A 15746-nucleotide genomic window follows, 5' to 3' on the forward strand; every position below is an offset into this window, starting at 1 on the left:
TCATCCCTTCTGTTGCGTGTTCTGCACGATCTTCGCCGGCACGCCGCCGATCGAACCCGCGCCCATCGTGATTACTACGTCGCCGTCCTGCGCGACCTTCGCCAGTGCCTCCGGCAACGCGTCGACCGTCTCGACGAACACCGGTTCCACCTTCCCCGCCGCGCGCAGCGCGCGCGACAGCGCGTCGCCGTTGGCCGTCGCGATCGCCGCCTCGCCGGCCGCATACACTTCGGTCAGCACCAGCGCGTCGACCGTCGACAGCACGTTGACGAAATCGTCGAAGCAGTCGCGCGTGCGCGTATAGCGGTGCGGCTGGAACGCGAGCACGAGCCGGCGGCCGGGGAACGCACCGCGTGCGGCCGCGATCGTCGCGGCCATCTCGACCGGGTGATGACCGTAGTCGTCGATCAGCGTGTAGCGGCCGCCGTCGGCGGTCGGCACGTCGCCGTAGCGCTGGAAGCGCCGGCCGACGCCGTTGAATTCGGCCAGCGCCTGCTGGATCGCGTCGTCCGACACGCCGAGATCGGTCGCGATCGCGATCGCCGCGAGCGCGTTCTGCACGTTGTGCAGGCCCGGCAGGTTCAGCACGACCGCGAGCGGCGTGCGTCCTTCGCGGATCACCGTGAAATGCATGCGACCGTCGCGCGCGTCGATGTCCTCCGCGCGCACCTGCGCGTCGGGCGACAGGCCGTAGCGCACGACCGGCTTCGAAATGAACGGGATGATCTGCCGCACGTTCGGATCATCGACGCACACGACCGCGCTGCCGTAGAACGGCAGGCGCTGCGTGAATTCGATGAACGCCTGCTTGAGCCGCGCGAAATCGTGGCCGTACGTATCCATGTGATCGGCGTCGATGTTCGTGATCACTTCGATCACCGGATACAGGTTCAGGAACGACGCGTCGGATTCGTCGGCCTCGGCGACGATGAAGTCGCCGGTGCCGAGCCGCGCGTTCGCGCCGGCGCTGATCAGCCGGCCGCCGATCACGAACGTCGGGTCGAGGCCGCCCGCGGCGAGCACGCTCGCGACGAGGCTCGTCGTCGTGGTCTTGCCGTGCGTGCCGGCGATCGCGATCCCCTGCTTCAGGCGCATCAGTTCCGCGAGCATCACCGCGCGCTGCACGATGGGCACGCGCTGCGCGCGCGCGGCCAGCACTTCCGGGTTGTCCGAGCGCACGGCCGTCGACACGACGACCGCGTTCGCGCCTTCGATGTTCGCCGCGTCATGGCCGATCGCGATCCGCGCACCGAGCGCAGCCAGGCGATCGGTCACCGCGTTGCGCGCGAGATCCGAGCCGCTGACCTGATAGCCGAGATTGACGAGCACTTCCGCGATGCCGCTCATGCCCGCGCCGCCGATCCCGACGAAATGAATGTGTTTGACGATGTGTTTCATTGCAATGATTCCAGGTTCGCGCCGGCTACCGTCGCGCACACGCGCGCGACTTCGTCGGTAGCCTCGGGCTTTGCCAGCGAGCGCGAACGCTCCGCCATCGCCGCGAGCGACGCCCGCGACTGGCCGCGCAGCCAGTCGGCGAGCAGTTCCGCCGACAGGTCGCGTTGTTGCACCAGCACCGCGGCCCCCGCATCGGCGAGGAACGCGGCGTTGGTCGTCTGGTGATCGTCGACCGCGTACGGGAACGGCACGAACAGCGCCGCGACGCCCACCGCCGCGATTTCCGACACCGTCATCGCGCCGGAGCGGCAGATCACGAGATCGGCCGCCGCATACGCGGCCGCCATGTCGTCGATGAACGGCACGAGCCGCACGTCGTCGCCGGCCGCGAAGCCGGCGGCTTCGTAATTCGCCTTCAGCGCGTCGATGTGCTTGGCGCCCGCCTGATGCACGACACGCGGACGCTCGCCGGGCGCGAGCAGCGCCAGCGCACGCGGCACGACTTCGTTCAGCGCGGCGGCGCCCAGGCTGCCGCCGACGACCAGCACGTTGAGCGGGCCGCTGCGCGCCGCATAGCGTGCTTTGGGCGGTTCCGTGCGCGCAAGTTCCGCGCGAATCGGATTGCCGGTCCATTCGGCGTGCGGCAGCGCGCCGGGAAACGCGACCAGCACGCGCTTCGCGAACTTCGCGAGCACCTTGTTCGCGAGGCCCGCGATCGAATTCTGCTCGTGCAGCACGAGCGGACGGCCCGACAGCGCGGTCATCACGCCGGCCGGGAACGTGATGTAGCCGCCCATGCCGAGCACGACGTCAGGCCGCACGCGGCGCAGCGCGCCGAGACTCTGCGCGCAGGCACGCAGCAGGTTGAACGGCAGTGCGAGCTTGGTCTTCAGCCCTTTGCCGCGCAGCCCGCCGAAGCGCACGTATTCCATCGGAATCCCGTGCTTCGGCACGAGCGTCGCTTCCATCCCGGCCGGATTGCCGAGCCACACGACGCGCCAGCCCGCCGCTTCCATCCGGTGCGCGACCGCGAGCCCCGGGAACACGTGGCCCCCGGTGCCGCCCGCCATCACCATCAGCGTGGGTCGCGACGCGGTCATACCTTCCCTCCGCGCATGAGCACCCGGTTCTCGTAGTCGACCCGCAGCAGCACCGCAAGCGCGACGCAGTTCAGCAAAATGCCCGAGCCACCGTAGCTGACGAGCGGCAGTGTCAGGCCCTTCGTCGGCAGCAGCCCGAGGTTCACGCCCATGTTGATGAACGCCTGCGCGCCGAACCAGATGCCGATGCCCTTCGCCATCAGCCCCGCGAACGTGCGGTCGAGCGCGAGCGCCTGACGGCCGATCTCGAACGCGCGGCGCACGATCCAGTAGAACAGCAGGATCACGACCAGCACGCCGACGAAACCGAGCTCCTCGCCGATCACCGCGAGGATGAAGTCGGTATGCGCTTCCGGCAGGTAGTTCAGCTTCTCGACGCTGCCGCCGAGACCGACGCCGAACCACTCGCCGCGGCCGAATGCGATCAGCGAGTGCGTGAGCTGGTACGCCTTGCCCTGCGCGTAGCGCTCGTCCCACGGATCGAGATACGCGAAGATCCGCTCACGCCGCCACGGCGACAGCCACACGAGCATCGTGAACGTGCCGATCGCGGTCGCGACGAGGCCGCCGAACAGCTTGCCGTTCACGCCGCCGAGGAACAGCACGCCCATCGCGATCGCCGCGACCACCATGAACGCGCCCATGTCCGGCTCGAGCAGCAGCAGCGCACCGACGAGGCCGACTGCGAACGCCATCGGCAGAAAGCCCTTCGCGAAGCTCTGCATGTATTCCTGCTTGCGCACCGTGTAGTTCGCCGCGTAGATCGTCACCGCGAGCTTCATGATTTCCGACGGCTGCATGTTGGTGATGCCGAGCGGAATCCAGCGTCGTGCGCCGTTCACGCCCTTGCCGACGTGCGGAATCAGCACGATCACGAGGCCGACGAGCGCGATCAGGAAAAGGTGCGGCGCGTACTTGTCCCACGTCGACACCGGCACGCGGAACGCAATCACCGCCGCGATGAACGCGACGACGAGCGAGACGACGTGGCGCATCAGGAACGCGTAGTCGTGATACTGCGCGTACTTCGGCGAATCGGGCATCGCGATCGACGCCGAATACACCATCACGACGCCGAGCCCGAGCAGCGCGATCGCGACCCACAGCAGCGAGTAGTCGAAATCGAGCATCCGCGAGCGGCTCGGGCGCACGCCGTTGACGACGCTCGCGAGGCCGCCGGTCGCCGCGCGCGTGGCCGACGCGACGCGGCCGCCCGCGGCATTGCCGCCGGCATCGCGCCGGTCGTTGAAACGGGAGACGAGGCGATCGGACCAGCTCATGGCGTCGCTCCTTTGTCGGTGGCGAGTTCGTCGACCGCCGCACGGAACACGTCCGCCCGGTGGGCATAGTTGCGGAACATGTCGAGGCTCGCGCATGCGGGCGACAGCAGCACCGCGTCGCCGGGCTCCGCGAGCGCCGCCGCCGCGTGCACGGCCGCTTCGAGCGTCGGGTGCTCGGCGAGCGGCACGCCGGTTTCCGCAAGCGTGTCGCGGATCGCCGGCGCATCGCGGCCGATCAGCATCACCGCACGGCACCAGCGCGCGACCGGCGCGACGAGCGGCGCGAAATCCTGGCCCTTGCCGTCGCCGCCGGCGATCAGCACGGTCTTCTGCGCGAGCCCGTCGAGCGCGGCGACCGTCGCGCCGACGTTCGTACCCTTGCTGTCGTCGACGTAATCGACGTCGTCGATCGTCGCGATCACTTCGACGCGATGCGCTTCGCCGCGGTATTCACGCAGCGCGTGCAGCAGCGGCGCGGCCGGCAGATCGATCGCGCGCGCGAGCGCGAAGGCGGCCAGCGCGTTCGCCGCGTTGTGCAGCCCGCGGATGCGCAGCGCGTCGGCCGGCATCAGCCTCTTGTGCGCGATATCGGGCGTATGCGCGTCGCGCTTGCGACGGCGCGTCGTCGTCGCCGTTTCGTCCGGTGCGTCGCGATCGATCGCTTCGACGAGCCATGCGATGCCGTTGTCGCGCGACAGCCCGTAATCGCCGTCCTGCGTCGGCTCGTTCAGGCCGAACGTGATCGTGCGCGGCGCGTCGGCCGCGCCGGCCGCCGGTGCGAACTTCATCACGACCGGATCGTCGCGGTTCAGCACGCGCGTCGTCGTCGCGCCAAAGATCCGGCCCTTCGCCGCCGCGTACGCGTCGAAGCTGCCGTGCCAGTCGAGATGATCCTGCGTGATGTTGAGGATCGCGGCCGCATCGGGCGCGAACGTGCGCGCGGTTTCGAGCTGGAAGCTCGACAGTTCGAGCACCCAGACGTCGGGCAGCGCCGTGTCGTCGATGGCGGCCGCGAGCCGGTCGAGCATCGCCGGGCTGATGTTGCCGGCCACCGCGACCTTCCTGCCCGCGCGCTGGCACAGCAGGCCCGTGAGGCTCGTCGTCGTCGTCTTGCCGTTCGTGCCGGTGATCGCAAGCACCTTCGGCTGATAGCCGCTCGTGCCGAGCGCGCGCAGCGCCTGCGCGAAGAATTCGAGTTCGCCCCATACGGCGACGCCGCGCTCGTTCGCCGCCGCGAGCAGCGTCGCGAGCGCCGGCTCGAGCGGCGACAGGCCGGGGCTCAACCCGACGATCTCGACGCCGCCGTCGAGCAGCGCGGGCCCGAACGGCCCGCCGACGAATTCAGCGTCGATGCCTTCGGCGCGCAGTGCGGCAAGGTTCGGCGGCGCCTCGCGGGTATCGGCAATGCGCAGCCGGCACCCGTGCCTCGCGCACCACCGCGCGATCGAGAGGCCCGATTCGCCGAGCCCCAGCACAAGCACCATCGGCCGTTGCCGATCTCCAAACATCTCGCCAGACATCCTTGTTACCGTTCCTTTACCGCAACTTGAGGGTGGACAGACCGAACAGGCACAGCATCAACGTGATGATCCAGAAACGCACCACCACCTGTGTTTCCTTCCAGCCGGACAATTCGAAATGGTGATGCAGCGGCGCCATCTTGAAGATGCGCCGCCCTTCGCCGTAACGCTTCTTCGTGTACTTGAACCACGTGACCTGCAGCATCACCGACAGCGTTTCAGCGACGAAGATGCCGCCCATGATGAACAGCACGATTTCCTGGCGAACGATCACCGCGACCGTGCCGAGCGCGCCGCCGAGCGCGAGTGCGCCGACGTCGCCCATGAACACCTGCGCGGGGTGCGTGTTGTACCAGAGGAACGCGAGCCCTGCCCCGCCCATCGCCGAGCAGAAGATCAGCAGTTCGCCGGCGCCCGGAATGTGCGGGAACAGCAGATACTTCGAATAGACGGCGCTGCCCATCACGTACGCGAACACGCCGAGCGACGCGCCGACCAGCACGACCGGCATGATCACGAGACCGTCGAGGCCGTCGGTGAGGTTCACCGCGTTGCTCGCGCCGACGATCACGAAATAGGTCAGCGCGATGAAGCCCCACACGCCGAGCGGGTAGCTGATCGACTTCAGGAACGGCAGCATCAGGTCGGCCCGCGCCGGCAGCCCCATCGACAGCCCGCTGCGCACCCATGCCATGAACAGGTCGAACACGCGCACGTTGTTCGCCTCCGACACGCTGAACGCGAGATAGACGGCCGCGAACAGGCCGATCACCGACTGCCAGAAATACTTCTCGCGCGACGACATCCCGCGCGGATCCTTGTAGACGACCTTGCGGTAGTCGTCGACCCAGCCGATCACGCCGAAGCCGAACGTGACGAGCATCACGATCCAGATGAAACGGTTCGTCAGGTCGCCCCACAGCAGCGTCGCGACCGCGATGCCGATCAGGATCAGCACGCCGCCCATCGTCGGCGTGCCCGATTTGACGAGGTGAGTCTGCGGGCCGTCCTTGCGCACGGCCTGCCCGACCTTCATTTCCGTCAGCTTGCGGATCACCCACGGTCCGCACACGAGCCCGATGCCGAGCGCCGTGATGGTGGCCATCACGGCACGGAACGTCAGGTACGTGAACAAGCGCAAAAAGCTTGCGTCTCCTTGCAGCCATTGCGCCAGCGCCAGCAGCATGCTTCCTTCCTTCTACTCAGTGGGCGGCGGGCGTCGTGCCCGCCGCGGGTTGGTTCGTCAGCGCGTCGACCACGCGCTCCATCTTCATGTACCGCGAGCCCTTCACGAGCACCGACGCCTCGGCACCGTAGCCCGCCGCGACCAGCGCGTCGACGAGCGTGCCGACATCGTCGAAATGGCGCGCCGCTTCGCCGTACGCCGCGCAGGCGTCGCGCGATGCGTCGCCGAGCGCGAACAGCGCGTCGATGCCGCGCTCGCGCGCGTATGCGCCTACCTCACGGTGAAACGCCGGCCCTTCGTCGCCGACCTCGCCCATGTCGCCGATCACCAGCACCCGCGGCGCCGGTTGCGCAGCGAGCACGTCGATCGCCGCGCGCATCGAGTCGGGGTTCGCGTTGTAGGTATCGTCGACGACCGTCGCGCCGGCGAGGCTGCCCGCGCTCGCGCGACGCACCTGCAGCCGGCCCTTCACCGGTTCGAACGATTCGAGGCCCTGCTTGATCGCCGACAGCGCGACGCCCGCGGCCAGCGCGGCTGCCGTCGCGGCCAGCGCATTGCGTGCGTTGTGCTCGCCGAGCGCGCGCAGCCGCACGGTCAGCGTGCCCGACGGCGTATCGATCGCGAGCTCGCCGCCGTGCAGCCGGCCGGCGACTTGCGCCGCCGTCTGCCGTTCGTCGTCGTGCAGCGCGAAATCGAGAATCCGGTTGCCGGTCGCCGCGACGCGCCAGATGCCCGCGTACGCATCGTCGGCCGGAAACACCGCGACGCCGTCTGGCGGCAGCGCATGGATCACGGCCGCATGTTCGAGCGCGACGGCTTCGACCGTCGCCATGAACTCCTGGTGCTCGCGCTGCGCGTTGTTCACGAGCGCGACCGTCGGTGCCGTCAGGCGAGCGAGGATCTCCGTTTCGCCGGGATGATTCATCCCGAGCTCGATCACCGCGAGGCGGTGCGCGGCCGTCAGACGCAGCAGCGTCAGCGGCAGGCCGACGTCGTTGTTGAGATTGCCGGCCGTCGCGAGCCGCGCGTCCGCGCCGACCGCCGCGGCAAAGATCGACGCGATCATTTCCTTCACGGTCGTCTTGCCGTTGCTACCCGTCACCGCGACGACCGGCAGCGCGAATCGTTTGCGCCAGCCGTGCGCGAGCGCGCCGAGCGCCGCGCGCGTTTCGCCGCCGACGATCATCGGCAGCGCGACGCCCGCCGGCGCCTGCGCGACCAAGGCGGCCGCGGCACCGCGCGCGGCGACGTCCGCGAGAAAGTCGTGCGCGTCGAAGCGCTCGCCTTTCAGCGCGACGAACAGATCGCCCGCGCCAACGGTGCGGCTGTCGGTCGACACGCGCTCGAACGTCACGTGCGCATCGCCATGTACCGTCGCGCCGGGAATCAGGCGTGCGGCTTCGTCGAGACTCAGCATCGTCATTCGCCGCCTCCCTTGCCGTGCGTCGCACGCGCGGCGAGCGCGAGCCGCGCGTGGTCCTGGTCGGAGAATGCGCGCTTCTTGCCCATGATTTCCTGCGTTGCCTCGTGTCCCTTGCCGGCGAGCACGACGACGTCCTCGCGCGCGGCGCCGCGCACGGCCTGCAGGATCGCGCTCGCGCGATCCTCGATGCGGCGCGCGCGATCGGGCGCCGTCATACCGGCGACGATCTGGTCGATGATCGCTTGCGGATCCTCGCTGCGCGGGTTGTCGCTCGTGACGACGACGTCGTCGGCGAGCCGCTCGGCGATCGCGCCCATCAGCGGGCGCTTGGTCGCATCGCGATCGCCGCCGCAGCCGAACATGCAGACGAGCCGCCCGCCGCGCGCGACGGCGATCGGGCGCAGCGCGTCGAGCGTCTTCTCGAGCGCATCGGGCGTATGTGCGTAATCGATCACGACGAGCGGCTCGTCGTTCTGCAGCCGTCCGCCGAGACGCTGCATCCGGCCGTTGACGGGCTCGAGCCGCGCGATCTCGGCAAGCGCCGCGTCGAACGGCACGTCGGCCGCGAGCAGCGCGCCGAGCACGGCGAGCAGGTTGCTGACATTGAACGTGCCGAGCGTGCCGACCTCGACGTCCGCGTCGCCCCACGACGAACGCAGACGGAATGCCGTGCCCGTCGCGGTCGCCCGCACGTCGAGCGCGACCAGTTCGCGATCGGCGTCGAGCGCCTGCTGCGTATCGCCGATCCCGTACGCGATCGTGCGCACGCGGCCCGCGAGTTTTTCGAGCAGGCGGCGGCCGGCCGCGTCGTCGCGGTTCACGACCGCCGCGCGCAGCCCGCGCCAGGCGAACAGCTTCGCCTTCGCCGCTTCGTACGCTTCGAATGTGCGGTGATAGTCGAGGTGATCCTGCGTCAGATTCGTGAAGACGGCGATGTCGAACGCCGTGCCGTTCACGCGCCCCTGATGCAGCGCGTGCGACGACACTTCCATCGCGACCGCCTGCGCGCCGCCATCGCGCAGCTGCGCGAGGCTGCGCTGCAGCTGCGGCGCATCGGGCGTCGTGAAGCCGGTCGGCACGAGGTGGCCCGGCATTCCGCTGCCCAGCGTGCCGATGATGGCGCACGGCTGGTGCAGCGCCGTCAGCGCGGCGGCGATCCACTGCGTGCAGGAGGTCTTGCCGTTCGTGCCCGTCACGCCGATCGCGAGCAGGCCGTCGCTCGGATCGCCGTACCAGCCGCTCGCGATCTCGCCGGCGAGCTGGTCGAGCGCCGGCACCGCGAGCGCGACAGGCGCGTTCGGCGTGGCGGCGAGTCCTTCCGGCTGGTACAGCACGGCGGCCGCGCCGCGCGCGAGCGCGTCGGCAATGAATGCGCGATTGTCTGCCCCGTCGACCGCATAGGCGACGAACACGTCGCCGGCCCGAAGGCTGCGCGTGTCCGCATGCAATTGCGCGGCGGGGGCTACATGCTGACGCAGCCACGCAAGCGCGGCTGCGATTTGCTGATGCGCCGGATGGGAACTGCGAGCGGCGCTCATCGAACGACTCCTGGTGAATTGCGTGTGGTGCTGGATACGATCATATGCTTCGCCTTGCCGCCCGCGGCCAGCTTTTGCGCACCGGTCGAAGGCGCGGCGGCCGGCGAATCGTCCGACACGACGAGCTGCTTGATCGGCATGTTCGGCGGCACGTTCAGCGCGCGCAGCGTATCGCCCGCGATCGCCGAGAAGACGGGGCCGGACACCTGTCCGCCGAAGTGGCTGCCGGCGGTCGGCTCGTCGACCGACACCGCGACGACGATCCGCGGATTCGGCATCGGCGCCATCCCGACGAACGACGCGCGGTACTTGCGCGTATAGCCGTGGCCTTCATGCTTGTACGCGGTCCCGCTCTTGCCGCCGACGCGATAGCCGGGCACCGCCGCATCGGGCGACGTGCCGCCCGGCGCGACCACGGTCTCGAGCATCGCCCGCACTTCGCGCGCGGTGGTCGGTGTAAACACCTGCGTACCGGCGATCGGCTGCTTGGGGTCGGTCTTGAAAATTGTCACGGGCATCAGTTCGCCGTCGTGCGCGATCGCCGTGTAGGCGCGCGCGAGCTGGAACAGCGAGGCGGACAGCCCGTAGCCGTACGACATCGTCGCCTGCTCGATGCGGCGCCAGCTCTTCCACGGACGCAGCCGGCCCGCGGCCGCGCCCGGGAAGCCGACCTTCGGCGCCTGGCCGAGGCCGATGCTCGTATACATGTTCCACATTTCCTCGGGCCGCATCGTCATCGCGATCTTCGTCGCGCCGATGTTGCTCGACTTCTGGATCACGCCGCCGACCGTCAGCGTGCCGAAACCGGCATCGTCGGTGATCGGCGCGCCGTCGAGCACGAAATGCCCGTTGCCCGTTTCGACGAGCGTATTCGGCGTCACGCGGTGCAGGTCGAGCGCGAGCGACACCGTAAAGGGCTTCATGATCGAGCCCGGCTCGAACACGTCGGTCAGGATCCGGTTGCGCAGCTGCTCGCCGGTCAGCCGCGAGCGGTCGTTCGGGTTGTACGTCGGATAGTTGACGAGCGCGAGCACTTCGCCGGTACGCACGTCGACGACCATCGCCGCGCCGGCCTTCGCCTTGAACTTCTCGACGGCGGCTTTCAGGTTCGCATACGCGATGTACTGGATCTTGCTGTCGATCGACAGATCGACGTCCGTGCCGTTGTGCGGCGGAATCTGCTCGGCGACGTCCTCGACGATGTGGCCGAGGCGGTCCTTGATCACGCGGCGCATGCCGGACGTGCCCGACAGCAGCTTCTGGTCGCCGAGCTCGACGCCCTCCTGTCCTTCGTCCTCGACGTTCGTGAAGCCGATCAGGTGCGCGGTGATCTCGCCTTCCGGATAGAAGCGCTTGTATTCGTTGCGCTGATAGATGCCGGGAATGTCGAGCGCGGCGACCTTGTCCGCGATGTCGATCGGCACCTGGCGCTTCACGTAGACGAAGCCTTTGTCTTCCGACAGCTTGATGCGCAGCTCCTTCGGCGTCATGCCGAGCAGCTTGCCGAGCTGGTTGATCTTGTCGGCGCCGGGATCGTCGGGCACCGCGTCCGGAATCGCCCAGATCGCGCGCACGGGCAGGCTCGTCGCGAGCACGAGCCCGTTGCGGTCGAGGATCTTGCCGCGCGTGGCCGGCAGTTCGATCGTGCGCTGATACCGGCTTTCGCCCTGCTTCTGATAGAACGCGTTGCCCGGCCCCTGGATCCAGAAGGCGCGGGCCGCGAGCGCGACGAACGCCATGAACAGCATGAACACGACGAGCTTCGAGCGCCACATCGGCAGATGCACGGACAGCACGGGGCTCGACGAGAACTTCACGTCGTGGCGCTTCTGCGGAGGCTTCTTCATCGCGCGCCTCCCTTGCCCTTGCCGGCCGAGTCGGCCGATGCGGGGATCGGCGCGTCGACGGCCTTCGCGGCGCCCGGCGGCAGCGTCAGGTACTGCGTGCGGCCGGTCGTGATCGGCTGCATCTTCAGCGAGTCGTTCGCGAGCTGCTCGATGCGCGACGTTTTCGACAGCGCGCTCTGCTGATATTGAAGCTGCGCGTAATCCTGCTGAAGCTGACGCTCCTGCGATTGCGCGCGCTGCAACTGGATGAAGATCTGCCGCTGCTGGTTCGTCGAGTTGACGACGGACAGCGCACAGCCCATCACGATGATCAACAGGAAGATGTTGAAGCGGCTCATGGCGTGACGCGCTCCGCAATGCGCATCACGGCCGAACGGGCTCGCGGGTTGGCGACCACTTCCGCTTCACTCGGAAACTGGCGGCCGATGATCTTGAGCGGCGGGCTCGGGAGGTCGACGGCACGGATCGGCAGGCGACGATCGACCGCAGGCGCACTGGCGTGCGCCTGCATGAATCGCTTGACGATCCGGTCCTCGAGTGAATGAAAGCTGATGACCACCAGCCGCCCCCCTTGCTCCAGCAACGACAATGCCGCGTCTAGTACGACTTGCAGGTCCGCAAGCTCTTGATTGACGTGAATCCGTATAGCCTGAAAGGTGCGGGTTGCCGGATCCTTGCCCTTCTCACGGGTTTTGACGACGTGACCCACGATTTGGGCAAGCTCGCCCGTGCTGTCGAGAGGCCCGAGACGGTCGGACTCTGCCCGGCGAGCAACAAGCGCCTTTGCAATCTGAAAAGCAAACCGTTCTTCCCCATAATCTCGTATCACCTCCGTCAGTTCCTGCAGCGAAGCCCGCGCGAGCCATTCCGCCGCCGATTCGCCGCGCGTCGGATCCATACGCATGTCCAGCGGACCATCGGCGCGGAAGCTGAAGCCGCGCGCCGGATCGTCCACCTGCGGCGAGGACACACCCAGGTCCAGCAATACACCCGACACCTTCTCGATGCCGCGCGCCGCAAGCGCGCCGCGCATCGAGGCAAAGCTGTCATGCACGATCGAGAAGCGCGCATCGGCCATCGATTGCGCCGTCTCGATCGCTCTCGGATCCTTGTCGAACGCGATCAGCCGCCCGGCCGGCCCGAGCCGCGCGAGCACCGCGCGGCTGTGACCGCCGCGCCCGAACGTGCCGTCGACGTAGATGCCGTCCGGACGCGTCACGAGCGATTCGACCGCTTCGTCCAACAGCACCGTCCGATGCTGCAATTCGTTTCCCATCGCGGGCGTCTCCGTCACCGCAATCAGAACGTGAAGTTCTTCAGCGCGTCGGGCATGCCCTGCGCCATCGCTGCCTGCTCCTTCGCGATGTAGGTCTGCGAATCCCACAGCTCGAAGTGACTACCCATTCCCAACAACATGACTTCCTTTTCCAGCCCCGCTGCCATGCGCAGCTCGGGCGATACGAGAATCCGGCCCGCGCTGTCGAGATCGACATCCATCGCATTGCCGAGAAAAATCCGCCGCCACCAGTGCGCGTCCATCGGCAGCGCGGCGATCTTGGCGCGGAACACCTCCCATTCAGGGCGCGGAAACAGCAACAGGCAGCCGTCCGGGTGCTTGGTCACAGTCACCCGTCCTTCTGCCTGTCCTTGCAGCGCTTCGCGATAGCGAGCCGGCACCGACATCCGCCCTTTCGCATCGAGCGTCAGCGCCGACGCCCCTTGGAACACGTTCCGCTCTCCCGTTCAGGGCACCGAAGCACCCGCTCTCAAGGCTGAGAATTTAGCCGGATTAGCCCGCCAAATCACACAAAAATACACTTTCTCACACTGTCTCCCACTTTAGAGGAAGGGTGTGGCACGGTCAAGGGAGCGGCCCGCTTTTTTGACGAATTTTGTTAGTTAGAACAAGGACTTACGCGCACATGCTCATGCAGCCCCTTATCCAAAAACCGTTATAAATGAATGAGCTAGTGCAACTTGTGAAGGTGATACGTGAGAAGGGCCGGGCAGACGGGGACGGGGACAGGACTTTCGGGGACGGGAAAACGCGGACGAAACGGGCGGGTTCGACGGGGTGGCCGGCGCGGCACGTCGTCCGCCGCCGGCGCGCATCTTACAGGTAGTACGCCGTGCGCGTCATGATTTTCGACGCGGCGCGCATCAGCATTCGTGCAGGCAGCGGCAACTCGATGCCGCCGGCATCCGTGGCCGCCTTGCCGTGCTTCGCTTCGTCGACGCGCATTTGCTCGACGATCGCGCGCGACGCCGTATCGCCGGCCGGCAGGTCCGACAGATGGCCGTCGAGATGACTCTCGACCTGGCGCTCCGTCTCGGCCATGAAGCCGAGGCTCACCTTGTCTCCGAGCGTGCCGGCCGCGACGCCGATCGCGAGTGCGCCCGCGTACCACAGCGGATTCAGCACGCTCGGACGCGAATCGAGCTCCTTGAGGCGATGGGCCGTCCACGCGAGGTGATCTTCCTCCTCGCGCGCGGCGTCCTCGAACATCGCCTTGGCGGACGGCGAACGTGCCGTAAGCTTCTGCGCCTGATAGAGCGCCTGCGCGCAGACTTCGCCGACGTGATTGACGCGCATCAGCCCGGCCGCGTGCGTGCGCTCGGCCGGTGTGAGCTCGGCGGCCGGCGCCTCGGCCGGCGCGGGCACCGGGCGGCTCATCCGGCTGATACCCGTAAGCGACCGCAGCCCGCGGTCGAATTCGCTGATCAGTTCATCCAACACCATCCTGTTCTCCTGGCTGCATGTGCCGCCGCCGCGAATGGCGAAGGCACGCGTCCCGCTGCGTAAACGACTTGATTCTTCAGCGGAAATTGCGGTTAACCCGTGATTTTAACCATTGTTGCATAAAGGAAACATGCCGAGGTTGCGGTACGGCATTTCGCTTTGTGGCAAAAATCCGTTTTGCTACATTACGAGCGACTTCTTGCGAAGTTGACGGGGGCAGCCGGCAAAACATAACTACCCGCCCCGACAGAAAAATTCAGTGATTCTTGGAGATCCGTTAATGAAAAAGTCGCTTCTCGCGCTCGTCGCGCTGGGCGCGTTCGCTGGCGCTGCCCATGCGCAAAGCAGCGTGACGCTTTACGGCATCATCGATGAAGGTTTCATCTTCAACAACAACGCGAAGGGCCAGCACCTGTACGGTCTGAGCAGCGGCGTCATGCAGGGTAGCCGTTTCGGCCTGCGCGGCACCGAAGACCTCGGCGGCGGCCTGAAGGCGATCTTCACCCTCGAAAACGGCTTCGACGTGAACTCGGGCAGGCTCGGCCAGGGCGGCCTGATGTTCGGTCGTCAGGCCTATGTGGGCCTGTCGAGCCAGTACGGCACGGTCACGCTGGGCCGCCAGTACGACTCCGTCGTCGACTTCGTCGGCCCGCTCGAGGCAGGCGACCAGTGGGGCGGCTACATCGCCGCTCACCCGGGCGACCTCGACAACTTCAACAACGCGTACCGCGTGAACAACGCGGTCAAGTACACGAGCCCGACCTACGGCGGTTTCTCGTTCGGCGGCCTGTATAGCTTCGGCGGCCAAGCGGGCCAGTTCTCGAAGAATCAGGTCTGGTCGCTCGGCGCCGGCTACAACAACGGCCCGCTCGTCCTCGGCGTCGGTTACTTGAACGCGCGCACGCCGGCGAACTTCGGCGGCATGTTCAACAACGGCTCGACGGCCGCGACGACGGCCGTGTCGTCGCCGGTCTATGGCGCCTATGCGAACACCGCGAACACGTACCAGGTCATCGGCGCGGGCGGCGCATACACGTTCGGCGCAGCGACGATCGGCGCGACGTACTCGAACACGAAGTTCAAGGGCTTCTCGGTCGGGCCGTTCGTGAACCAGACCGCGACGTTCAACAATGGCGAAATCAACTTCAAGTATCAGCTGACCCCGGCGCTGATCCTCGGCGCAGCGTACGACTACACGCAAGGCAGCAAGATCAACGGCAGCTCCGCAGCCAAGTACCACCAAGGCTCGCTGGGCGTCGACTACTTCCTGTCGAAGCGCACGGACGTCTACGTGATCGGCGTGTATCAGCATGCATCGGGCAACACGCTCGACGCGAACGGCAATGTCGTTCAGGCACATGCCTCGATCAACGGTCTCGATCCGTCGGCGACGAGCAACCAGGTCGCAGCGCGCGTCGGCATCCGTCACAAGTTCTAATCAGCTTGTCTGACAAGCCGCAGCACATTGAAGGCGCCTTCGGGCGCCTTTTTCTTTTTCCGACGCGCGTACGCGCCTGCGGCCGCTTGAACTCGCCGCTCGACGATGCGTGATCCGCTCGCGGATCACCCCGCAACGGGTGACCGCAGCAGCGGCATTCGTCGGGCCGTGCCATGCGCGTCCTCGTCGCGCCACGCAGCGGCGGCCTTGCAATTGCGACGACGCTTTTCGCGCAGGCAAACAAAAGGTTCATCGAGGATTACCGGGGAACGCGGC

13 protein-coding genes are annotated in these 15746 nt (G+C 67.2%); 1 reads left to right on the forward strand and 12 read right to left on the reverse strand.

All coding sequences use genetic code 11. The features are described 5' to 3' along the window. From murC to coq7, 12 genes are all read right to left on the reverse strand, one after another. Positions 1–1398 (reverse strand): UDP-N-acetylmuramate--L-alanine ligase, encoded by a 1398-nt coding sequence (murC, locus tag HMPREF3115_RS26430; protein ID WP_006407639.1) that lies wholly within the window; start codon positions 1396–1398, stop codon positions 1–3. Then, complete coding sequence (murG, locus tag HMPREF3115_RS26435) at positions 1395–2498, reverse strand: undecaprenyldiphospho-muramoylpentapeptide beta-N-acetylglucosaminyltransferase (protein WP_070556755.1); 1104 nt, start codon at positions 2496–2498, stop codon at positions 1395–1397. The genes murC and murG overlap by 4 nt, the downstream gene beginning before the upstream one ends. Then, on the reverse strand, positions 2495–3778 hold the full coding sequence (gene ftsW / locus HMPREF3115_RS26440; RefSeq protein ID WP_006400442.1) for a putative lipid II flippase FtsW: 1284 nt from the start codon (positions 3776–3778) through the stop codon (positions 2495–2497). Before ftsW ends, murG begins: the two co-directional genes overlap by 4 nt. Continuing rightward, a complete protein-coding gene (gene murD / locus HMPREF3115_RS26445) occupies positions 3775–5286 on the reverse strand; it encodes a UDP-N-acetylmuramoyl-L-alanine--D-glutamate ligase (protein ID WP_070556757.1) in 1512 nt (503 codons plus the stop codon). The genes ftsW and murD overlap by 4 nt, the downstream gene beginning before the upstream one ends. A gap of 28 nt (positions 5287–5314) precedes the next feature. Continuing rightward, entirely contained in the window at positions 5315–6484 is a 1170-nt protein-coding gene (mraY, locus tag HMPREF3115_RS26450) for a phospho-N-acetylmuramoyl-pentapeptide-transferase (protein WP_006400444.1), read from the reverse strand. A 16-nt stretch (positions 6485–6500) separates the two neighbouring features. Further along, complete coding sequence (murF, locus tag HMPREF3115_RS26455; protein WP_070556759.1) at positions 6501–7907, reverse strand: UDP-N-acetylmuramoyl-tripeptide--D-alanyl-D-alanine ligase; 1407 nt, start codon at positions 7905–7907, stop codon at positions 6501–6503. Then, on the reverse strand, positions 7904–9445 hold the full coding sequence (locus HMPREF3115_RS26460) for a UDP-N-acetylmuramoyl-L-alanyl-D-glutamate--2,6-diaminopimelate ligase (protein ID WP_070556761.1): 1542 nt from the start codon (positions 9443–9445) through the stop codon (positions 7904–7906). Before HMPREF3115_RS26460 ends, murF begins: the two co-directional genes overlap by 4 nt. Then, positions 9442–11292 carry a peptidoglycan D,D-transpeptidase FtsI family protein gene (locus tag HMPREF3115_RS26465; RefSeq protein ID WP_070556766.1) on the reverse strand — a complete coding sequence of 617 codons (1851 nt, stop codon included), beginning with the start codon at positions 11290–11292 and terminating at the stop codon, positions 9442–9444. Before HMPREF3115_RS26465 ends, HMPREF3115_RS26460 begins: the two co-directional genes overlap by 4 nt. Continuing rightward, positions 11289–11630, reverse strand: a complete 342-nt coding sequence (gene ftsL / locus HMPREF3115_RS26470; RefSeq protein ID WP_006407645.1) for a cell division protein FtsL — start codon at positions 11628–11630, stop codon at positions 11289–11291. The genes HMPREF3115_RS26465 and ftsL overlap by 4 nt, the downstream gene beginning before the upstream one ends. Beyond that, complete coding sequence (rsmH, locus tag HMPREF3115_RS26475; RefSeq protein WP_059940563.1) at positions 11627–12568, reverse strand: 16S rRNA (cytosine(1402)-N(4))-methyltransferase RsmH; 942 nt, start codon at positions 12566–12568, stop codon at positions 11627–11629. The genes ftsL and rsmH overlap by 4 nt, the downstream gene beginning before the upstream one ends. 23 nt (positions 12569–12591) lie before the next feature. Continuing rightward, positions 12592–13020 (reverse strand): division/cell wall cluster transcriptional repressor MraZ, encoded by a 429-nt coding sequence (gene mraZ, locus HMPREF3115_RS26480; RefSeq protein WP_006400450.1) that lies wholly within the window; start codon positions 13018–13020, stop codon positions 12592–12594. Between the two features lie 385 nt (positions 13021–13405). Then, positions 13406–14032 carry a 2-polyprenyl-3-methyl-6-methoxy-1,4-benzoquinone monooxygenase gene (coq7, locus tag HMPREF3115_RS26485; RefSeq protein WP_006407647.1) on the reverse strand — a complete coding sequence of 209 codons (627 nt, stop codon included), beginning with the start codon at positions 14030–14032 and terminating at the stop codon, positions 13406–13408. Positions 14033–14312: 280 nt separating this feature from the next. On the opposite strand from coq7, the gene HMPREF3115_RS26490 reads away from it, so the two are divergent. After that, positions 14313–15470, forward strand: a complete 1158-nt coding sequence (locus HMPREF3115_RS26490) for a porin (RefSeq protein ID WP_059940565.1) — start codon at positions 14313–14315, stop codon at positions 15468–15470. Positions 15471–15746: the final 276 nt, after the last annotated feature.

The sequence above is a fragment of the Burkholderia sp. HMSC10F09 genome (assembly GCF_001806955.1).
Classification (GTDB): Bacteria; Pseudomonadota; Gammaproteobacteria; order Burkholderiales; family Burkholderiaceae; genus Burkholderia; species Burkholderia multivorans.